Here is a 20,868-nt window from a genome sequence, read left to right on the forward strand (position 1 = left end):
TGGGAGGCGCCAGACCAGTGATTCGGGATACCAAAGGATGTGACTACCCTTGTGCGGCACCGAGATAGCTGTCGTGCAGACGTTCGGGGTTTGCGGCGACCTCGGCGGCGTCGCCGCGCAGCGTCACCCGGCCATGGGTGAGGACGAGTGCGCGGTCGGCTATCTGCAGCGCGAGTGTGACGTGCTGCTCTACCAGAACGATGGCCACACCCGAATCGTCGGCGATGCGGCGCAGGCCGAGCAGAAGTGACTCCACAATGGTCGGTGCAAGGCCCATGCTCATTTCGTCCAGCAGCAGCACCCTCGGCCGCTGGATCAGAGCGCGTGCGACTGCGAGCATCTGCTGTTCGCCACCGGAGAGCATGCCTGCCTTGACGTCGAGGCGTTTGTCGAGGGCGGGAAAGTGTGTCAGTACCTCCGGCAGATCCATCCCCCCTCGTCGCCTGGCGAGTTGGAGGTTCTCCCTCGTGGTCAGCGTGGTGAACAGGGACCTGTCATCGGGCACCAGCGCCAAGCCGAGCTTGCTGACCAGATGCGGCTTGCCCGCGTGCAGCGGCCGGCCGAGTAGGGCAACACTTCCACCGAGCCTGGGCAGCAGACCTGCGAGTGAAAGCAAGATCGTAGATTTCCCAGCTCCATTGGGGCCGAGCAGAGCGACGATTTCGCCGCCGGATATGTCGAGGTCGAAGTCGCGTACGACGGGACGCCCGTGGTATCCGGCGGACAGGCCGCGGCAATCGAGCAGAGTTGTCATCGTGCCTGCCGAGCTGTGGTGGCGGTAGCGGATAGGGCTGCCGCGGGTGTGACCGAGGAGGGGGTCGATCCGAGGTACGCGTTGGCGACTCGATCGTCCTGGCGAATTTCGTCGGGTGTTCCCGATGCGATCAATGAGCCGAAGTTGAGGACGTGGACTCGGTCGCAGATGTTGAGGATCAGATCCATGTCATGGTCGATGAGTAGGATTGTGACCCCGGTGTCGCGAATTGCCGTGAGTTGTGCTGCCAGCCAAGCACTTTCGGTGTTGTCCAGACCGGCGGCCGGTTCGTCGAGGAGTATCAGAGCGGGGTTTCCGGCCAGGCAGCGGGCGATCGATACCAGCTGCCGCTGACCTTGGGAGAGCTCAGCAGCGGGGCGATGGCGCAGCGCGCTGAGCCCCAGCGAGGCGAACAAGTCGGTTGGTTCGCGGCTGGTCTGTCGGCGAGACCGATCGCCGACCGCGATGTTTTCCTCCACTGTGAGGTCGTCGTACAACTCGATGGCTTGGAACGTACGTCCGAGTCCGTGCCGGACGCGCTGGTGCGGTTTGAGCCCGGTCAGCGCGTGGCCCGCGAGTGTCACCTCGCCGAGCATGGGAGTGAATCCGCTGATGGCGTCGATCAGAGTGGTTTTGCCTGCGCCATTGGGACCGATGAGTCCGACGATGGAGCCGCGGTCGATATCGAGATCGATGTGGTCGACGGCTACGACACCGCCATAGGTGATTGTCACGTTCCGGACCCGTAGGAGCGCGTCTTGAATCGGCTCGCCGCTGCGATGGCTGGGGCGGACCGCCGGGCTCGGTCGGGAACCCCGCTCTATGGGGACGGGGCGGGCTGCGCTGCGGACGCCGGACCAGCGGTCGCCGAGCTTGTGAATACCGCGGGCCAGTCCTTCCGGATTGGTGATGACCGTGACTATCAGCGCGAGGCCGGTGACGACTTCGTACCAGGAGCCGAAGTCGACGGCCTTGTTCAGCAGGACATAGACAATGCCGCCGACTGCCATGATTCCGGCGAGGATTCCGCCGGACACCGAGGTCACGCCGGCCAGGTAGACGGCGGTGAACAGTCCGATGCCGCCGATAGCGGTGAACGTGGGCGCTGATACGACTGTCTGCTGGTAGGCGAGGAGGCTGCCGCCGATGCCCGCGATGAAGGCGCCGATGCCGAAGGCTGCGAGTTTGACTGCTCGGACGTTGATGCCCGCGGCGGCCGCCGATCGTTCGTTGGCACGTACCGCGAGCATTGCCGCACCTAATCTGCTGCGGCGCAGACTTGCTACGCCGACCGCGATCCCGATCAGGACGAGGACGCACATGACGCCGAATGTTGTTCGCTGGGTGCCGATTCCGACGCTGACGTCGAATCCGAAGAGCGAGGGTGTGGCGATTCGAGCGCCACCGAGACCCCCGTTGAGTGCAGAGTTGCGGAACCAGAATGCTTCGAGGGCCACGGCGAGGGCCAGGGAGATCACGGCGACACTCATCCCGCGAGCCCGCAATGTGGCCAGGCCGACAACCAGTCCGAGGCCCAGTGTGCCGAGCGCGGCGAGCAGCGGCGCCAGCGGGAACGGCACACCCCAGGAAGTGGTGAGGCCGCTGAGTAGGTAGCCTCCGGCACCCGCGAGCGTCAATTGGGCCAGTGAGATCTGTCCGGTGTATCCGGTGACCACGACCATCGACAAGGCGATAACAGCCATGATGACGCTGGATATCATCGCGGCTCGATATTGGCCTTGGAGTAACGGGATTACCGCGATGGCAATGGCGCCGAATGCCAGCGCCGGCACGGCGACTGTTCGTGGACGTGGTGCGCGGCCCAGCGTGTGGGTGATGAGCGCGCCCCGAGTCGGCATCGCCTTCCCGCGTACGACCAGGAGGAAGAAGATCAGTGCGAGCGGGATCATTTCCGATAGCCCGGTCTGGGGCAGCCCGGGATGATCGACCTGCAGGAAGGTGATCTCCGACTGTGCCATGCCGATGGCCAGCCCCCCGACGACCGCCGGTGCGATTGCCTTGAATTGGCCGAGCAGTGCCGCAGCCAGAGCCGGCACGATGAACAGCGTGTACGCCACCGGACGAAGCGGCACCATCGGGGCGATGAGGATTCCGGCAAGCCCGGCGATCAGGGAGCTGATCGCCCAGTTGGCTATTGCGATGCGGTCCGGCGACAGGCCCGTGATCACAGCTCCTTTCTCTGTCTCGGCGGCTGCGCGCGTGGCGAGACCGAATCTGGTGAATCGCATGACTGCCGCGAGGGTCAGGGCGATCACCAGGACGGTGGCGGCGAGGTAGAGGCGGTCGCGCTGGACGACGGATTCGCCGATATGTAAGGGCGTATTCGGGAAGATGGCCGCAACGCCGACGAGTTGGGTGCCGAGCCGCTGAGCGATCGCGCCTTGGATCATCACCATCAATCCGACCGAAGCGACCGCTCGCGCTGCCGGCGGCGCATGTCGGAGCGGGCGGAATATCGCGAGGTAACTGGTCACACCGAGCACGACCGCGACTGCCAGCGCGACTGCGATCGCTGGCGCGGTATCGAGTTCGCCACCGATGTCGATGGTCTTGGGCAGTCCGGGGATCGGTATGAAGAACTGCCCTTGGCGTAGGAAGGCGTAGGTATAGGCGGCGTACAGGGCCACCGCTCCTGTCGCGAAGTTCAGGACACCGGAGCTGCGGTAGGTCAACACCAGCGCGAGTGCGAGAGCGGCGAAGACGGCCCCGTTGCCCACTCCGAGCAGTAGATGTGGCGCTAGCGGCGGCATATTCCCAGCCTTATCGTGTGATCGGCAGCAGATTCCGGTGTGGTGGTGGCGGCTTCCGTGCGAAGCCGCCACCTGTGGTGATCAGCGGTTCAGGTGATCGCGCCGGTGAGTTTGAGCTCGATCAGCTCTTGGTCTGTTTTGCCGAGTCCGCGCAGTATTTCGTCGGTGTGTTCGGCGAACTGGGGCGCGCGCGTGATCTGCGTCCCTGTCTCGTCGAATTGCACCGGACTGGCCACCAGTTCCCGGCGGGTGCCATCGGTATCGATGACTTCGGCGATCAATCCATTCGCCCGAAGGGCCGGGTCTTGACTGACCTCCCACGGGTCCTGAGCAATGGCCCACTGACCCTCCATCCCGGCGAACCGGGTGACCCATTCGGTCAACGTTCGGCTGGCCAGCATGTCCTGCACGATGTCCGCCGCCGCCGCCGCATTCTTCATCAGCGCCTCGGCGGTCGCGAAGCGTTCGTCCTTGATGAGGTCCTCGCGTTCGACGTGTCGACAGAACTCGGGCCAGTACCGCCCCGGTTGCAGCATCGCGAGGACCAGCCAACGGCCGTCGGCGGTCCGATAATTACCGACCAGGGGATTCGTGCGCGCCCGGTTGCTGTCCGTTTGCCGTGGTGGCGGAGCTCCGGTCAGCATCGCGAACCCGACCGATAACGCGTTCGCCCAGGCGCCGACCCCGAGCAGTGAGACGTCGACGACCGAGGTCTCGCCGGTCCGCTCCCGGGCGAACAGCGCACCGGCGATACCGCCGGCGATGGTCATTCCGCCCAGTGAGTCGCCGTACGCCCCGGCGGGCATCACGCACAAACCGTCGTAACCGACCGGGGTCGTCCCCAATGCGCTGCCGCCGCGGGCCCAGAAGGCCGTGCTGTCGTAGCCGCCCTTCTCGCTGTCCGGGCCCGCGCTGCCGAAGCCCGAACCGCGCACGTAGATGATGTCCGGATTGATCTTGCGGACGTCGGCGAGATCGATACCGAGCCGCCGTCGTGCGGCGGGCAGGAAGTTGGTCAGGAATACGTCGCTACCGCGGATCAGTTCGTGCAGTACCTCGAGCGCTTCGGGCTGCTCCAGGGCGAGGCCGATGCTGCGCTTGCCGCGATTGGGGTGCTCCATGAGCGGCGCGAAGGCGCCGCTGCCGACTGGCATTCCCATCAAGCGGCTCAGACCGCGCTGGGCATCCCCGGTTTCCGCGTGCTCGACCTTGATGACGTCGGCGCCCCAATCCGCGAGCACCGCACCGGCGGCTGGGACGAACGTGAATTGGGCCACCTCCAGGACGCGAACACCGTCCATCGGTCGGATCACAGTGGTACTCCTCTGTTTTGAGTCATAGACGAAAGGTGAAATGGCGCGGTATCAGCTGCTGGCCGGACGGACGTGAATGACATCGAGCATCAATTCCGGTGGCCGCGTGACGACGTTGTGCAGCACATCCGCCACGGTGGCCGACAGGAGGAGCTTGGTTCCGCTCATTCGGGTGAGGTAGCCGTCGGCTTCCCATATCGGCCACGCCCGCTCGAGGTCGCCGGGGCCGAAGTTCTCGCCGAATGCGGTGTCGCCGACGGCACCCAGAATGACCAGCGTCACGCGGATGCTGTCGCGCCGCAGTTCCTTGGCCATCGCCTCGGTGAATCCGTTGAGGCCGCGTTTCGTGGTCGCATACAGCGTCATCAGCGGCATGTGGTCCAGGGTGATCTCCGAGGAGATATTGATGATGTCGCCGCCGCCTGCGGCCTTGAGCAACGGGATGGCAGATCGCGTTGTGTAGATCGGGGCGAGCAGGTTCGTGTTCACCGAGACCGCGATGTCCTCGTCGCTGGCTTCCTCGATCATTCGAACGCGGGTGACACCAGCGGAGTTGACCAGGACGTCGACCCGGCCGAACTGTGCGGCGATCTGCTCGAATGCCGCGCGGACCTGGTTGCTGGAGGTCACGTCGGTCACAATGGGCACGGCACGGTCGCCGATGACCTCGGCGACCTCGTCCAGCAGCACCTTCCGGCGCGCCAGCAGGACGACGGTCGCGCCGTCCTGGGCCATGCGTATCGCGGTCGCTCTTCCGACGCCGGTCGAGGCACCGGAGACCACGACGACCTTGCCGTCCAGGATATTTGTCGTCACGAGTCTCTACTTTCTTGTTGGCCGCTGTGCATGTCAGCCACCGAAAAGGCTTGCTGCGCGGATCTTTTCGAGAACGGTGGTATTGCCCTTGGCATCCATGCGGGTGACGAAGACGGTGTCGGAGCAAGGGGCAGGAAAGGGTGGGACCTGCTTGCCGTCGCAGGTGAAGGTCACGCCGTCGGCGACCGGAAGGACGACGTCTCTGGCTGCTCGGATAGCGCCCGCAACGGTTTCGGCAGTGATATCGCCGCTGAGACCGTGCAGGGCGCGGACGGTTCCGAGTGCCATGGTGTAGCCGACGAAGGCCAAGCCGCTGTGGTCGGTGCCAGGGGCGTAGGCGTTGAGCACCGCGCGATACAGCCGCGCTTCGGGGTGGTCGGCGAGCGGAGTCGCGTATTGCGGGGAAATCGCGCCGTCCAGGGATACCACCTTGGTGACCTGCGGATCTGTGCACTGACCGACAAGCCCGATCTGCGCGGTGCTGCCCGATGCGCGGTAAGCCTGCATGAAAGACAGACAGAGTCCGGCGTCACCGACGATCCAGAGGAAGTCCGGGTTGTGGCCAAGGGCGGAAGCCATCTGCGGTGTGATGTCGGCCGTGCCGGGTGCGACGGGGATCAAAGTCGTTGTGATGCCGCGCTTTTGGAGATAGGTAACGGCAGATTGATACAGAGTGGTGCCCCCGGGTGCGTCGACGGCGAACAAGACCGATGACTTGTAGTTCTGTTCAGCCATCCATTCACCGAGTGCCGCGATGAAGGCGGTGGCGCCGCCACTGAGGGAGAACGAGAGGTTGCCCATCATCTCCGGGGTACTGGCCGGCGCCGAGGAGATCACCGGTATGCCGGCGTTCATCAAGGTCTGTGTGGTTGTCGCGCCGTCACTTTCGGGGCCGTGGAGCACCGCGACGACGTGATCGGCGATCATCTGGTTCGCGCAGGCAGCCGAGGATGCCGAGTTCGCCTTGCTGTCGCAGCTGTCGAGAACGACCGGGCGGCCGTCGACGCCGCCGAGGTAGTCATTGGCGTACTTCAGGGCTGCTTCGACGCCTATGCGGATCTCCGGGAAGCTCGACGCCGAGCCACCCTCGTCGTTGATGAGCCCGATGCTGATCGGCGCGCCGGCCGCAGTCTGTTTGCCACCGGAAGGCGTCAACAGGGCGCTGTCGATCGTCGCGGCGGTCGAGCCGGTCCCGCCGTCGTTCGAGGTACAGCCCGACAGGGCCAGCAACGCGGCAGCAGCTACGGCTGCCGACCGATAACGAGTGCGCATGAGGTTCCTTCTGGGGGCGGATCGAGGATCGGAGTTGTCGTAGGTCTGTCGGGACCTCGCTATCTGTTCTGTGCGTAACCCGAGTTTCCTGAGCGTAGAACGCTGCGAACCTATAGCGAAAGGATTTCGCAGAAATAGTTACTATACGGCCCCCTTCATACGGAAGTGAACCTTGCGATTTCTGCAAACATGGTTCTACCATGACGACTACGCGATAGTCACGGCCTGCTGCGAGAACGTCAGTGGGCACTCGGTTCGGAGGGAGTCCCGCAATGGTCAAAGCGAAGGAGGCGAAAGAGTGGGCACACGAGTCTCTGCGTGGCAATTGCAGCTCGCTGTACACGCCGTTCTCGGGTCTCGACGGCGATGACATCGACTACGACGCACTGCGCGCGCTCGTCCGGCATTGCCTGGTTCATCTGGATCAGGACGGTCTCTGGCTCACCGGCGGCATTGCCGAGTTCTGGTCGCTGACCACCGAAGAACTGAAAGAGGTCATGCGAGTCACCATCGAGGAGGCGCGCAGAGTCAAACCAGACGCGCTGATCCAGGTGATGTCGAGCAGCGACACCGCCAAGCAGACCGTCGAGCTCACCTTGCACGCCCAGCGCCTCGGTGCCGATATCTGCTACATCCTCACGCCCTATTTCGAATGCGCGGGTAAGCCGGGGGTGCTCGAGTTCTTGCGTTATGTCGCGGACCGGACCGATATGCCATTGGGCTACTTCAACTCCCAGACCACCGGCCTGGCGATGACTCCGAGCGAGTGCGTGGAGCTGTACCGCGAGATCCCGGCATTGTGTGGGCTGAAGAACGGACTGGCGGACGCCCACCACAGCCTGGCGATCCACCGGCTCGAGCCCGGCATGGTGCTGTGGGAGGCCAATGACGAAGCCGGGATCAGGCTCGGCGTGCCCCACCCGGGCGCGCTCGGTGCGGCACTGTATCTCTACGAAAAGCCGGGCATGAAGCTTTACACCGAGTGGCGAGAGTTGCTCGTGCAGCGCGATTTCGAACGTGCCGAGAAGTTCGCCGAAGAGACCGGACTCGCGGCCATGCGCGCGGCGAGTCGCCGCTATCAGGCCCATCCCGCGCGGCCGCGCACCTTCACCCATTGGGGTGCGGGGTTCAAATTCGGTGCGTCGCTGTTGGGGCTTCCCATCGGCGACTATCCGCACTCGCGACCGCCGCAGACCGCCTTTCCCGCTGACCTCCAGGCCCCGATCCGGCGGGCCTACACCAAATCCGGGTTCATCGAGTCCTGAAACGGAGTTGTGCCATGCAGGTCGATGACTTCCGTGCTGGTGTGCGGGCCTGGATCGAAGAATGCGGTGCGGACCTGGTCCCGGCCGCGGAGAACACCGACAGTGTCGATGCCCAACTGGATCACCAGCGCCATGTCCAGCGGCGTTTGTTCGATGTCGGCTGGATGCGGTGGGGCTGGCCGCAGCGGCTCGGCGGGTACGGCGGCTCGCCGACCCTACGTGCCGTCCTCGGCGAGGAACTCACGAGCAGAGCATTGGTGCATACCGCGTCGTGGTCGATGCACGAGGTACTCGGCCCCGCGGTGGCCGAGTTCGGCCTGCCCGAGATGGTAGAGGAGATGTTTCCGCGCTTGCTGCGGGGTGACGAATTCTGGTGCCAGGGCTTTTCCGAGCCGGAGGCGGGCAGTGATCTCGGTTCGCTGCGCACGACCGCCCAGCTGATCGGCGGCAACTGGGTGATCAACGGTGAAAAGCTCTGGACGAGCTTTGCTCATCACGCGAACCGTTGTGTTGTCCTAGCCCGCACCGGCGGCGGGGGATCGCGCGGAATCAGCGCCTTCCTGGTGGATATGGACACCCCCGGGGTTACCGCGAGCCCGCTGCGGACGATGGCGAACGTCGACGAGTTCTGCTCGATGTCCTTTGTGGACGTCAAGGTTCCAGCACACCGGCTATTGGGTGGTGTCGGCGCCGGTTGGCGAGTTGCGCAGCACATCCTCTCGTGCGAGCGCGGGACGATCTTCTGGCAGCGCGGCGCGTGGCTCGGTCACCACCTCGGCTTACTGCTCGAGGTGCCGACCGCGATGCAGTCGCACCGCGCACTCGGTGAGGCGTTTCAGCTGTTGTGGGCGTTTCGGGCCACCTCGAAGGCCACCCAGGAACGGATCGCGCAGGGCGATCTGCCCGGACCTGAAGCCTCCGTCGACAAGATCATGATCGCGGCCGCCGAGCAGGCTGTCTTCGATACGGCTCGCGAACTGCTGCGTGGCGACCTCGAAATTGCCGACACGCCCGCGGCGCGGACCTGGCGGCGCGAGTGGGCCTACTCGCGGGCGGCGAGCATCTATGGAGGTACGAGTGAAATTCAGAAGGACATCGTTGCCTCACGCCTGCTCGGACTGCCGAGGAGCGCGTGATGGAAGCTAGCGAACGTAGTCTCGTGGCATCGACCTTGTACCGGTTGGCGCAAGAGTACGACGGCGCGGAATTGTCGAAAGCGCTGCGCGAGTTCGGATTCGGCGATCTGCTCGCCGAGGAGCCGCGCGAGGCGGTGTCCTCATTGTTCGATGCCATCGGCTATGTCGGTGCCGTGCCCGCGGCCCTGCAGGATGTGTTGCTGGCACCGCTTTCTCAGATATTGGGAAAAGATGTCGCCGACCACAGCGTCGTGATTCCCACCTCCGGGGCACGGGTCGCGGGCTCGTTGGAGCGCAACGCGCTGAATGTGCGTGGTCTGGTGATTGGTTCCCCCTGTACCGCTACGGCAATGCTCGTACCGGTGGGCGCCATCGACGGCATCGCCTGGGTGCGCATTACCGATCCGTCGCTGCTTTCGAGCCGGCTGATCGCGGGTCTGGATCCCGCACTCGCAATGACCGAGGTCACCGTCACCGGATTACCCGCGACGGTCGTCTTGGAAGCAGAACCGGCGACACTGACCTGGAAAGCGGTGGTGACCGCGGGCCGGCTCGCACTCGGTTATCAGATCGTCGGTGCGGTGAGCCGAATGATCGATCTCGCCGTCGATCATTCCCGCAGTCGCGTGCAGTTCGGTCGGCCGATCGGTTCCTTCCAGGCGGTGCGGAACCGACTGGCCGAGGCCTACGTTGCCCGTGAAGGCGCCGCATCAGCCCTACTGCAGGCATGGAATGCCGACGACCAGTACCTCGCGGGCATGCTGGCCAAATCCTTGGCCGGGCGCGCGGCGCGCATCGCGGCAACGCAATGTCAGCAGGTGCTCGCCGGTGTCGGCTTCACCGCAGAACATCCATTCCACCGATTTCTCGTGCGTGCGCTGGTACTGGATTCGTTGCTCGGCTCGGCCGCTGAATTGCCGAGCGTGATCGGTACCCAGCTGGTGTTGTGCGGGTCGATTCCGCGGTTGGTTCAGCTGTGACCGACGCGGAAGGAGTTGCGGCACAGCCGCTCTCGGCGGTATGCGTCGAAATCGACGGATCTGTCGCCGTGGTGACGCTGTCTCGGCCCGAGAAGGCGAACGCGATGGACGGCGAGATGACATATGCCTTGCTCGCGGCGATCCGCTCGCTACGGGACATGCGCGATGTCCACGCCATCGTGCTGACCGGCACGGGGACCGCGTTCAGTGCAGGCGGCGACGTCGAAACCATTCGGACGATGCGCGATGACCCCGCGGTCCGTGCGGCCGTCCTCAACGCACACAAAGAGCTGTTCTGGGCGATGACGAATTTGCCGATTCCGGCTATCGCCGCTGTCAATGGCGCCGCGGTCGGCGCGGGAGTCACGATCGCGCTGCTGTGCGACATGATCGTGATGGCCGAAGAGGCATTCCTCAGGGACCCGCGGGTGCCGCTCGGCCTACTCGACGGAGCCGGCGGATATGTGCTGTGGCCGCTGTTGACCAGCCTTTCGGCAGCCAAGGAGCACCTGTTGCTCGGCACGAAGGTCACCGGGCGCGAAGCCCACCGTCTCGGTCTTGCGAATCGGGTGGTTCCCGCATCGGAGGTGGTGGGAGAGTCTCTTCATCTGGCCCGCCGGCTCGCGGAACTTCCGCCGGGAGCGGTGCGGCAGTCGCGCCGACTGCTGAACTCTCATATCGAGCGGGCGGCCACGATTCTGGACGACTGCGCACAGGCGGAGTTCGAGTGCTTCGACTCGAAGGAACACCACGCACTGCTCGAAGAGCTGATCATCAGAGTGGCCGCGCCGACCGAGAAGAAGTCGTAGTGGCCGCCAGTAAGCGTGTTGCCCTCGTAACCGGCGGCACGAGAGGAATAGGCCGCGCCGTCACGGAGCGACTAGCCGCATCGGGCATCAGAGTGGCCGCGGCCTATGCGCGTGATGTCGATGCTGCGGAGCAGGTCAGGGAGGTATGCCAGCAGAACGGCGGAACCGTCACCCTGCATCGCGGTGACCTGGGCGACCCGGCTTCGTGCGGCACGCTCGTCGACAATGTACTCGAGCAGCACGGCAGCCTCGACTATCTCGTCAACAACGCCGGGATGGTGATCGAGCAGCACTATGGCGATATCACCGCCGATGACTGGCACCGGCACCTCTCGGTGAACCTCTCCTCTGCCTTTTTTCTCACCCAGGTGGCCCTGACACATATGACCGAGCAGCGGTTCGGCCGCATCGTCAACATCGGCTCGGTGACCGGCCTGATGGGAAGTCCGGTCCAGATTCCCTACGGCGCGGCGAAGGCGGGGCTCATCGGCTTGACCCGATCGACTGCCCGTGCCGTGGCACGAAAGGGCATCACCGTGAACTGTGTGATTCCCGGCAGCTTCGACACCCAGCTGGCGCAGGAACTCACCTACACCAACCGCGAGCTCATCACCTCGATGATCCCGCTCGGCCGTTGGGGCCGACCCGAGGAACTCGCACACGCCGTCGTGTTCCTGCTCGACGACCTCGCGTCCTACATCACCGGGGCCGTGCTCACCGTTGACGGCGGAATGAGCATGGGCGGATGACAACGAAGGGATCCGGCTTGACGGCGGCCGATATCGTTGCGCCCGGCGTACCAGCCGATCTGCGTCAGGAATACCGGCGACTCGGCTACGTCACCGACATGACGATGGGCATGTCGGTGACGCGGGCAGCCCGCCTGTGGCCCTCCCGGCCGGCCATCTGCGAGGCGGGACGCCAGCTGACCTACCGGGAGCTGCTCGGGCTCGTCGAGCGGGCAGGCGCGTGGCTTTCCGGAGCTGGAGTTGGGCCAGGGGACATCGTCTGCTGGCAGACGCCGAACTGGTGGGAGGCCCATGTCCTCGGCCTGGCGATATGGCATATCGGAGCCGTGAGCAGCCCGATTGCCCCGTTCTATCGGGAGCACGAGCTGCGTGCCGTCATCGAGCAGGTTCGTCCCGCCGCGGTCATCGCCGCGCAGTCCTTCCGCGGCTTCGAGCATGCGACGGCGTTCGACGATTTGCTGTCCGAGGCCGGCCTGGACCGGATACCCCGTATCGTCCTGCGCGGATACCGGCCGAGATGGACAACCTTCGACGAGGTCATTGCCGGCGGCCGCAGGCTGGCGGCGACCCATGGCAGTGCTGCCGACCCCTGCCTGCTGCTGTTCACCTCGGGGACCACATCGAAGGCCAAAGCCGCCGTCCATTCCTCACAAACGCTATTGGCCGAAACGCGGCAACTGGCCGACGCGTGGGGATTGTGCTGGCAGGACGTGGCGTATATGGCAGCGCCACTACAGCACATCACCGGCGTGCTCAACGCCATGACGATCCCACTGCTGGTCGGGGCTTGCGCAGTACTCGCCGACCGGTGGGATCCCGATCAAGCTGTCCGGGAGATGCAGCGCCACCGCGTGACCTACACCGCGGGCGCGACCATTTTCCTGCAGGAATTGACCGAGGCCGCTCTTGGCGCCGGTGCGCACCTGCCCTTACGGATGTTCGCCTGTGGTGGGGCGTCGGTGCCGCGATCGGTGCTGGAGCGCAGCGAGGAGCGGGGCATCCCAGCCGCACGTGTCTACGGCATGACCGAGTTGCCCACCGTGACCGTGATGAACCGGACCGATCCCTTCGAGGCCCGAGCGGCGACCGACGGAGCTATCGCACCCGGCGTGGAAGTCCGTGTCGTCGATGACAATGCCGCCCCGCTCGCACCGGGCGATGAGGGTGAGCTCGTGGTGCGCGGCCCCGAGCGGATGCTCGGATACCTCGATCCGGGGGCGAATCGGCTCGCCCTCGACGATGCGGGGTGGTTTCGAACCGGCGACCTCGGCATCGTCGACGATGCCGGCTTCGTGACCATCACCGGGCGCCTGAAGGATGTCATCAACCGCGGCGGTGAGAAGTTCTCCGCCCGCGATATCGAAGACCTCCTCGTGGCGCACCCCGCTGTGCGCCAGGCGGCAGTTATCGCGGGAACAGACAAGCGGTTCGGCGAAGTGCCTGTCGCATTCGTCGTCCTCGACGAGGCGAGCCACGCCTCGGCGGATGACCTTACCGCGCACCTGCGCGCGGCCGGGTTGGCGCGACAGAAGACGCCGGTCGGGTGGCATTTCGTCGCGGGCTTGCCGATGACCCCCTCGGGCAAAGTCAAGAAGTTCGAGCTGCTGGAAACCAAAGAGAGGCCACGATGAAAGTCAAAGAATTCAGCGCCATGCTGGAGATGGCCGAGGACGTGCACGGCCGAAAGGTGTTGCCCGTAGCGAACCGCAGTGCCGATCGAGTGTTCGGCGGTCAGATCCTCGCACAATTGGTCGCGGCCGCCGCGCCGCCCGATTCGACCAAGTCGGTGAAATCTATCCAAGTTGCCTTTCCGCGCTCCGCACGCTCACATGATGCGCTGATTCTGGATTTGGAAACGACCCATGAGGGCCGTTCGCTGGGGCACCGCCGCGCCGTCGTCTGGCAGAACGACGATGGTAATCGCCGTATCACCGCGACGGCATCGATATTGGTCGACCGCCCCGACGACGGACCGGAATACCAATTCACGACGGTCGCTGCAGATGATGATCCGCAGACCGCGCGACCGGTCGACTTCCTCGTTGTCCCCGGCGAGTCCCGTCTCATCAGCCAGATAGGACTCGATGACGACCGTGCGGTCCCGGCCGAGCTCGCCTTCTGGATGCGCTGCCCGGATTTCACCGACCAGTCACTGGCGCGGCCGGTCATCGCCTATATCTCGGACTGGCCGCTGATCGGCACCCTGCTCAAAGCGATTCCCGGCTTCAGCCAAAAGGACGCGCATGTCCAACTGCAGACCGATGTGATCGCCCATTCGATCTGGTTTCACCAGCCATTCGACGTCTCCGAATGGCTACGGGTCGAGATCCGCGGTCAGCGATTGGTGGCCGGCCGCGGCTTCGGTACCGGCGCTGTCTACACCCGATCGGGGTCACTGGTGGCGTCATTCGCTCAAGAAAACGTCATCAGGAGGGCCCAATGACAACCGAACATTTCGTCCGATACGAGATCGACGACCGGGTCGCGGTCATTACCTTGGACCGACCCAACGCCGCCAACGCACAGACGCCCGGAATCCTCGCCGATCTCGACGAAGCATTCCGGCGCGCGGATCAGGACCCGGATGTGCGGGCCATCGTCTTGACAACGACCGGAAAGCACTTTTCCGCTGGGCACGACATGTCCGGTCGTGATCCGTCGGGCGACGGACGTAACCTCAGCCCCCAACGGACCGATGGAAAGTTGGTCGCCGAGGACTATTACGACTGGGAGACCCGGGGATACCTCGACTACGCGCGTCGTTGGCGAGACATTCCGAAGCCGACCATTGCCGCCGTCCAAGGCAAGTGCATCGCAGCCGGGTTGATGCTGTGCTGGCCCTGCGATTTGATCGTCGCCGCCGACAACGCATTGTTCTCCGATCCGGTCGGTCTGCTCGGGATCATGGGCGTGGAGTACCACGCGCACACCTGGGAGCTCGGGCCGAGGAAAGCCAAAGAAATGTTGTTCACCGCGGGCTCGGTGACTGCGGCGGAGGCGCTGCGCAGCGGAATGGTCAATCACGTTGTGCCGCTGGCGGAATTGCGTGAATTCACCTTGCAGCTCGCCCACCGCGTCGCGAAGACCGATCCGTGGGCGCTGCGGCTGGCGAAGCGCGGGGTGAACCAGACCCTGGACACCATGGGTTTCTCGACGGCGATCGCGGCCTGCTTCGACATGCACCACCTCGGACACACCCGAGCCCTTGCCGCCACCGACGGGCAAACCGTCGTCATGGCGGACCTGGAGCGGATGAAAGCCGCTGGCCGTTCCGATGGTTAGGTTCACCGGGCGGGTCGCCATTGTCACCGGCGCGGCCAGGGGGATCGGCGCGGCCACCGCGCGGCGCCTGGCCGCCGAGGGCGCGATGGTGGCGATCGTCGATGTAGCTATTGCGAAGGACGTCGTCGACGAGATCGCGGCGGCGGGCGGCCGCGCTCTCGGCTACGCCTGCGATATCACCGACAAGATCGCTGTCGAGACCGTCTTCCACCGTGTCGCAACGGATTTCGGTGGGCTTCATATCCTCGTCAACAATGCGGGGATCACCCGAGACGACCTGTTCTTCCGATTATCGGTCGATGACTGGAATGCTGTGATGGCAGTCAACTTGACCGGCGCTTATCACTGCGCACAGACAGCCCAGAAGTACATGGTTGCGCAGCGTTACGGCAAGATCGTCTCGCTCAGCAGCCGGTCGGCCCTGGGAAATCGCGGACAAGCCAACTACGCCGCGGCCAAGGCAGGCGTCCAAGGCCTCACCGCGACGCTCGCTATCGAGCTCGGTCCGTACAACATCAATGTCAACGCAGTCGCGCCCGGCTATATCGCGACCGATATGACCGCGGCAACGGCGGCGCGTGTGGGGTCCACTCCCGAGGATCACCAGCGAGCTGCCGCCGAGCAGACTCCGCTTGGGCGGGTGGGGCAGCCGGAGGAGATCGCGGCCGCTATCGCATTTCTGGCTTCTGACGACTCGTCCTATGTCAGTGGGCAGACCCTGTACGTCAACGGCGGGGCGCGCTGATGATCGTTTTCGGATCCCCAGCTGAGCTGACCGGATATGTCGGGCGAACCCTGGGCCTCAGCGATTGGCTCACCGTCGATCAGTCCCGCATCGACGCCTTCGCCGCCGTTACCGGGGACTTCCAGTGGATTCACGTCGACCGCGAGCGAGCCCGAGCGAGCCCCTACGGGGGAACCATCGCGCACGGTTTCCTGACCCTGGCGCTGATCGTGCCGCTGATCGAGGGTGTTGTCAGGGTGGCGGGGGCACGCATAACGATCAACTACGGCCTGGACAAAGTGCGGTTCATCGCGCCGGTGCCTGCGGGAGCGCAGGTGCGTGCGGAGGTCGCGCTGACCTCGGTGCGCGACGTCGATGGCGGTGTCCAGGCGCTTCGCACCATCTCCGTGGAGATCCAGGGCGGTTCGCGCCCGGCGTGCGTCGCCGAGTCGATCGTTCGCTACCTGGACTAGCAAACCAGCTTCGCAGACTGACGACGGACAGGAGGTGATCTCGACGGCCACGCCCTTGCCGACAACGTCGACCGAGACGTCGACCCGCGAATCCGGCGGCGAGAAGGAGGTCGCGTGTCGACCAGTTCCGCCAGGAGGTGGTCGATCTCGTTGTGGTAGTAGCCGACTTGGCGGCTGTACTCCGGCAGCTGTGCCGCGACCGCAGCGGTGCACCGCTGCGGTCGCGCTGAGCGCGGCGCTTCGCGACATCGCCTCGACAGCGTCGAAAGGCCTACTGGCCGTCGCGATTAATCGGCTGTCAACACCTGGACCAGCCCGCGGCGGTCGACCTTGCCCGTCGGGAGCATAGGGAGTTCGTCCTCTGCGAGTATGCGCACCACAGTGGGGACCTTGAACGAGGAAAGGTTCCGTCGCGCGTGGGCGACCACGGCTTCGGGCGATAGGTCCACGCCGTGCCGGGGGACAACGACAGCTGCCACGATCTGACCGCGAACGGGGTGCGGTAGATCGACCACGAAGCTGTTTACGACGTCGTCCATCGAGTCCAGGACGGATTCGACTTCCGCGGGAGAGACATTCGAGCCGGCTGTCTTGATGAGGCTGTTCGCCCGGCCGGTGAAGTGCAGGTGGCCCGCGTCGTCGAACCATCCGCGATCCCCGGTGGCATACCAGCCGTCCGGGGTGAAGACCTCGTGTCGTTCGTGCTTGTAGAGGCGATCCATCAGGACTACGCCACGTACGTGGATCTCACCCTCAGTGCCAAGGGGCGCCTCTACGCCCGACGATGTATCGATGATCCGGTGTTGCACACCGGGGAGAGCGATGCCGAAGGACCCGCGACGTTCCGGTGGCAAGGGGGTATCCGGCGTCTCGGGCACGGTGTGTGGCCCACCGGTCTCGGTCATGCCCAGCAGGTTGGGCATGAGGTCCGGCTCGGCCGGTCGGCGCGCTGGCGGCAGGGCCTCGAGCAGGGTGCCGCCCCGGACACTGGACAGGTCGCGGGTGGCGAAGTCGGGATGGTCGGCCATGGCCCGGCTCGCCTGTTGCCAACAGGAAATGAACGTTGCGCGTTCACGTTCCAGTAGCTCGAGGGTCTTGCCCGCTTCGAAGACATCCTGGGCGAGGATGGTGGCCCCGGTGGCCAGAGCCTGCAGGACCACCATGGTCAATCCGCCCACCCAGAAGAACGGCATGGGGGAGTAGATGCGGTCCGTCGTGCTGACGCCGCGGTGCACCGCGAGTATGTAGGCGTGGCGGACCAGGCTGCCGTGTGTGTGCACCACCGATTTCGGCAGTGCGGTGGTTCCCGAGGTGCTGACGAGAACGAGATCATCGCCGGGGCGAACCTCGCCTTGCGCCGAAACCGTCAGTGCCGCAGTTGCTTCCGTTGCTTTGGGCCATGGCGAGGACCACTTGCGCTCGCTCGCCGGCCACAGATGGATGCGGCGCAGATACGGCACCTCGGGCAATGCGATCGCAGGGTCGCCGTCGGCCAGGCCGGGCAGCGCATCCGCCAACCGGTCGACCAGGCTGTGGCCGGCGATCGATTGTCCGGCCAAAACCACCTGGACGTCGGTGTAGCGCAACAGCCGCGCGAGTTCGGCGCCGGGTGCGAAGGTGGTCAGCGGAACGGTCAGTGCGCCGATGCGAGCGGCCGCGAGCCAGGTGACCAGCCACTCGGCGGAATTCGGGAACAGAATGCCGACCCGCGTGCCCTTGCCCACTCCGGCCGCGAGCAGCGATCCGGCCAGCTCGAGCGACCGGGCGTCGGCTTCCGCGAAGCTCATTCGCCCGTGGTCGGTGACCAGGAACTCGCCCTGCGGCTCGGCGCGCCGCAAGGCGAGTAGGTCGGGCACAGTGGCCGGGATCTCGTCCAGGCCCATCATCGAACGTGGACGGGGATGTGGGAGTAGCCGGCCACGTTGGACATCGTCACGCGTCGCAAACCGTCGGTATCGACGTCGACATGGGGCCAGCGCTGCCTGATCTGCTGGAAGGCGACGCGGGTCTCGAGCCGGGCGAGCCACGAGCCCAGACAGCTGTGCGCGCCGTAGCCGAAGGCGAGTGTGGTGGCGCCGCGCCGCGCGATATCGAACTCGTCGGGCCGGTCGTAGACCAGCGGGTCGCGGGTCGCGGCCCCGGTGACGAGCAGAGTCGGTGATCCCGCCGGAATCGTGCCGCCGTCGAGTTCGACGTCGCGGGTGGTGAATCGACCTTGATACTGCGACGGCGGATAGAGTCGCAGCATCTCCTCGATCGCTGCGGGGATCAGTGACGGGTCCGCGAGTACTTGATCCCACTGATCCGGGTTCTCGTGGAAGGCGATGGCCCCGTTGCCCACCAGTTTGGTGACGGTCTCGCTTCCCGCCGCAGCGAGCAGGACGGAGAAGGTGGCGATATCGTCGTCATTCAATCGATGGGTGACCGTATCCTCATCCTCGTATGTCGCCGTGACGAGCCTGCTGATGATCATGTCATCGGGGTTGCGCCGCTTTTCCTTTGCCAATTCCAGGAAGTAGTCGCGCATGGCCATTGAGGCGTGCAGACCGGCCTCGGTGATGAAGGGTTGGTTCTGATCCCGGTGCAGGGCTTCGTCGGTCCACAGCCTGATCTGCTGCCGTTCCCCGGCGGGAACGCCGAGCATCGAGGAGATGATCTCCACCGGGAACAGCGCCGCGAAATCGGCGACGAGGTCGAAATCCTCCTTGCCCGATAGCGCCTCGGCGAAGGAACAGATCACCTCGACCACGAGCGGTTCCAGGTTGGCGATCGCCGACTTCGTGAATACCTGACGCACCAGCTTGCGCAATCGGTCGTGTTCGGGCGGGTCCATGATGATCAGCATGTTGGAGCTGTAGCGCTCGCGCAGTGACAGCGCGTCCAGCGTCACGCCGTAGGCGCTGCTGAAGGTGGCCCAATCCCGGTGGGCGGCAAGGACATCCTGGTGCCGGGACAGCGCGTAGAAATTCCATCTTTCGCTGTGATAGACCGGCGCTTCGTCACGCATCCACCGGTAGGTTTCGTACGGGTTGTCGAAGAAGACGTCCGAGTACGGGTTGAACTCCATGGGTTTCTCTCTTCGCGTAGCTGCGCGGTGGGTAACGCGTTCTGATCTGTCGACAACTCGGGGCTTACGCCCGCATGAGGCGATCGAGGTTGTCGCCCATCACCATTGAGATCTGCGTGTCCGGCTTGGGCAGTCCGTGGTGTTCGCCTGCGTAACTGAGGGGTTCGGCGAGGCCTTCGGGATGCGGGTAGTCCGAGCCGAAGAAGAGGTGGTCGACCGGCATGAGCTCGCTCAGCTCCGCCAGATTCTCTTCCCAGAAAGGATTCAGATAGATGCAGCGCTGGATCGCATCTACCGGGTTCTCCCCATAGAGCTGCGGCATTTTCTTGTGCGTCTCGGACAGGGCCTCGAAAAGCCGTGGTACCCAACTGGTTCCGTTTTCTACCATGGCGACGCGCAGGTCGGGAAAGCGAGTCAGCGCGCCGTGGCAGGCGAAGGCGGCCACCGCGTCTTCGGCCGGATTCCGGGACACGTTCCAGTACGAACGGAAAGGTGTGGGCTGGAAGGGCAGAAACTCGCCGGAGCCCTCCCACTCGTTGGCGAACCTGGAGTAGCCGCTGTCCGAGGCGTGCATGACGACCAGAGTGTTGGTCTCGCACACCCGCTTCCAGAACGGATCGAATTCGGGCAGGGCGAAGGAACGCGAACCGCGCAGCCCGGGAACCGCGGCAGGCCGGATCAGGACCGCGCGAGCCCCCCGCTCGACCACCCAGTTCAATTCTTCGATGGCCTTCTCGACGATCGGCAGGGTGATGACCGGCGTGGTGAAGATGCGGCCCTTGTAGTCGAAACTCCAAGTCTTGTACAGCCACTCGTTGAGGGCATGGATGATCGTGTGGGTCGCCTCGGGGTGCTCACGGAAGCGCTCCTCCACCAGGCTGGCCAGCGTCGGGTACATCATCGACTTGTCGATGCCTTGCTGGTCCAGCAGTTCCAGACGGGCACCCGGTTCGCGGAAGGCCGGAGTGGACGGGATCGATTTGCCCAGGATCTCGCGGTGGCTCTTGCCCTCCGGATTGCCTTTGCGGAAGTAGTCCTCCTGTGCGCCGGGTGCGGCGACCCTGTCGAATGTGGGATTGGGGATGTAATTGCTGATCTGGCCCATGGTCGCGATCTTCGTGCGGCCGTCGACTTCGACATACTGGATCGCACCTTGGTAGGCGCGAGGCAGGTACGCCGTCAGCGCCTCGCGGGTCTCGTACAGGTGGTTGTCCCCGTCGAAGACGGAAAATCCCAGTTCATGCGCCATCGGAATCCTCCCTTATAGATGTCTGCATTCACGCAGCGCATGCACGGCTGCGGCGGCCTCTCGTGAGACGAGTTGACTGTAGTCGAATGACTGTAACACTAATCACTCAGAAAGAGAATCAGATTTCATGGTGGCGTTAGGTATGTATTCTCAGTTGGTAATAGAATTCTCGTGTTGCGTGCGCCTGCCGACTGCCCGCCGCTGAGGA

At 64.7% G+C, this 20,868-nt stretch carries 18 protein-coding genes; 10 read left to right on the top strand and 8 right to left on the bottom strand.

The genetic code is table 11. The features are described 5' to 3' along the window. Positions 1 to 43: 43 nt before the first annotated feature. The 5 genes from OG874_RS10835 to OG874_RS10855 all read right to left on the bottom strand — a co-directional run bounded on the left by OG874_RS10835 (position 44) and on the right by OG874_RS10855 (position 6,926). A complete protein-coding gene (locus OG874_RS10835) occupies positions 44 to 754 on the bottom strand; it encodes an ABC transporter ATP-binding protein (RefSeq protein WP_330254990.1) in 711 nt (236 codons plus the stop codon). Then, positions 751 to 3,525, bottom strand: a complete 2,775-nt coding sequence (locus tag OG874_RS10840; RefSeq protein ID WP_330254991.1) for a branched-chain amino acid ABC transporter permease/ATP-binding protein — start codon at positions 3,523 to 3,525, stop codon at positions 751 to 753. The genes OG874_RS10835 and OG874_RS10840 overlap by 4 nt, the downstream gene beginning before the upstream one ends. Positions 3,526 to 3,614: 89 nt before the next feature. Continuing rightward, complete coding sequence (locus tag OG874_RS10845) at positions 3,615 to 4,826, bottom strand: CaiB/BaiF CoA transferase family protein (protein WP_330257250.1); 1,212 nt, start codon at positions 4,824 to 4,826, stop codon at positions 3,615 to 3,617. Between the two features lie 63 nt (positions 4,827 to 4,889). Further along, positions 4,890 to 5,654, bottom strand: coding sequence for an SDR family oxidoreductase (locus tag OG874_RS10850; RefSeq protein WP_330254992.1), 765 nt, complete (start codon positions 5,652 to 5,654; stop codon positions 4,890 to 4,892). A 33-nt stretch (positions 5,655 to 5,687) separates the two neighbouring features. Continuing rightward, positions 5,688 to 6,926 carry an ABC transporter substrate-binding protein gene (locus OG874_RS10855; RefSeq protein WP_330254993.1) on the bottom strand — a complete coding sequence of 413 codons (1,239 nt, stop codon included), beginning with the start codon at positions 6,924 to 6,926 and terminating at the stop codon, positions 5,688 to 5,690. A gap of 272 nt (positions 6,927 to 7,198) precedes the next feature. Between OG874_RS10855 and OG874_RS10860 the strand changes: the two genes are divergently transcribed. From OG874_RS10860 to OG874_RS10905, 10 genes are read left to right on the top strand one after another with little or no spacing between them, the layout of a single operon-like run. Further along, a complete protein-coding gene (locus OG874_RS10860) occupies positions 7,199 to 8,191 on the top strand; it encodes a dihydrodipicolinate synthase family protein (protein WP_330254994.1) in 993 nt (330 codons plus the stop codon). A 14-nt stretch (positions 8,192 to 8,205) separates the two neighbouring features. After that, positions 8,206 to 9,327 (top strand): acyl-CoA dehydrogenase family protein, encoded by a 1,122-nt coding sequence (locus OG874_RS10865; protein ID WP_330254995.1) that lies wholly within the window; start codon positions 8,206 to 8,208, stop codon positions 9,325 to 9,327. A gap of 23 nt (positions 9,328 to 9,350) precedes the next feature. Next, positions 9,351 to 10,307: an acyl-CoA dehydrogenase family protein gene (locus OG874_RS10870; RefSeq protein ID WP_330254996.1), complete on the top strand. Its 957-nt coding sequence runs from the start codon at positions 9,351 to 9,353 to the stop codon at positions 10,305 to 10,307. Continuing rightward, positions 10,304 to 11,116, top strand: coding sequence for an enoyl-CoA hydratase/isomerase family protein (locus OG874_RS10875; RefSeq protein ID WP_330254997.1), 813 nt, complete (start codon positions 10,304 to 10,306; stop codon positions 11,114 to 11,116). The genes OG874_RS10870 and OG874_RS10875 overlap by 4 nt, the downstream gene beginning before the upstream one ends. Further along, positions 11,116 to 11,865 carry a 3-oxoacyl-ACP reductase family protein gene (locus tag OG874_RS10880; protein WP_330254998.1) on the top strand — a complete coding sequence of 250 codons (750 nt, stop codon included), beginning with the start codon at positions 11,116 to 11,118 and terminating at the stop codon, positions 11,863 to 11,865. Before OG874_RS10875 ends, OG874_RS10880 begins: the two co-directional genes overlap by 1 nt. Further along, positions 11,862 to 13,496 carry an AMP-binding protein gene (locus OG874_RS10885; protein WP_330254999.1) on the top strand — a complete coding sequence of 545 codons (1,635 nt, stop codon included), beginning with the start codon at positions 11,862 to 11,864 and terminating at the stop codon, positions 13,494 to 13,496. Before OG874_RS10880 ends, OG874_RS10885 begins: the two co-directional genes overlap by 4 nt. Before the next feature lie 29 nt (positions 13,497 to 13,525). Next, a complete protein-coding gene (locus OG874_RS10890) occupies positions 13,526 to 14,308 on the top strand; it encodes an acyl-CoA thioesterase (RefSeq protein WP_330257251.1) in 783 nt (260 codons plus the stop codon). After that, the gene (locus tag OG874_RS10895) at positions 14,305 to 15,147 is read left to right on the top strand and encodes an enoyl-CoA hydratase (RefSeq protein WP_330255000.1); all 843 of its coding nucleotides are present in this window, start codon (positions 14,305 to 14,307) and stop codon (positions 15,145 to 15,147) included. The genes OG874_RS10890 and OG874_RS10895 overlap by 4 nt, the downstream gene beginning before the upstream one ends. Continuing rightward, a complete protein-coding gene (gene fabG / locus OG874_RS10900) occupies positions 15,140 to 15,892 on the top strand; it encodes a 3-oxoacyl-ACP reductase FabG (RefSeq protein ID WP_330255001.1) in 753 nt (250 codons plus the stop codon). The genes OG874_RS10895 and fabG overlap by 8 nt, the downstream gene beginning before the upstream one ends. After that, positions 15,892 to 16,344 carry a MaoC family dehydratase gene (locus OG874_RS10905; protein WP_330255002.1) on the top strand — a complete coding sequence of 151 codons (453 nt, stop codon included), beginning with the start codon at positions 15,892 to 15,894 and terminating at the stop codon, positions 16,342 to 16,344. The genes fabG and OG874_RS10905 overlap by 1 nt, the downstream gene beginning before the upstream one ends. 287 nt (positions 16,345 to 16,631) lie before the next feature. Here OG874_RS10905 and OG874_RS10910 read toward each other — a convergent pair whose 3' ends face one another. From OG874_RS10910 to OG874_RS10920, 3 genes are all read right to left on the bottom strand, one after another. Beyond that, positions 16,632 to 18,227, bottom strand: coding sequence for a class I adenylate-forming enzyme family protein (locus OG874_RS10910; RefSeq protein ID WP_330255003.1), 1,596 nt, complete (start codon positions 18,225 to 18,227; stop codon positions 16,632 to 16,634). Beyond that, positions 18,227 to 19,411 carry a cytochrome P450 gene (locus OG874_RS10915; RefSeq protein WP_330255004.1) on the bottom strand — a complete coding sequence of 395 codons (1,185 nt, stop codon included), beginning with the start codon at positions 19,409 to 19,411 and terminating at the stop codon, positions 18,227 to 18,229. The genes OG874_RS10910 and OG874_RS10915 overlap by 1 nt, the downstream gene beginning before the upstream one ends. Positions 19,412 to 19,475: 64 nt before the next feature. After that, on the bottom strand, positions 19,476 to 20,660 hold the full coding sequence (locus OG874_RS10920; protein ID WP_330255005.1) for an amidohydrolase family protein: 1,185 nt from the start codon (positions 20,658 to 20,660) through the stop codon (positions 19,476 to 19,478). Positions 20,661 to 20,868 lie beyond the last annotated feature (208 nt).

The sequence above is a fragment of the Nocardia sp. NBC_00565 genome, assembly GCF_036345915.1.
In the GTDB taxonomy this organism is placed as follows: domain Bacteria; phylum Actinomycetota; class Actinomycetes; order Mycobacteriales; family Mycobacteriaceae; genus Nocardia.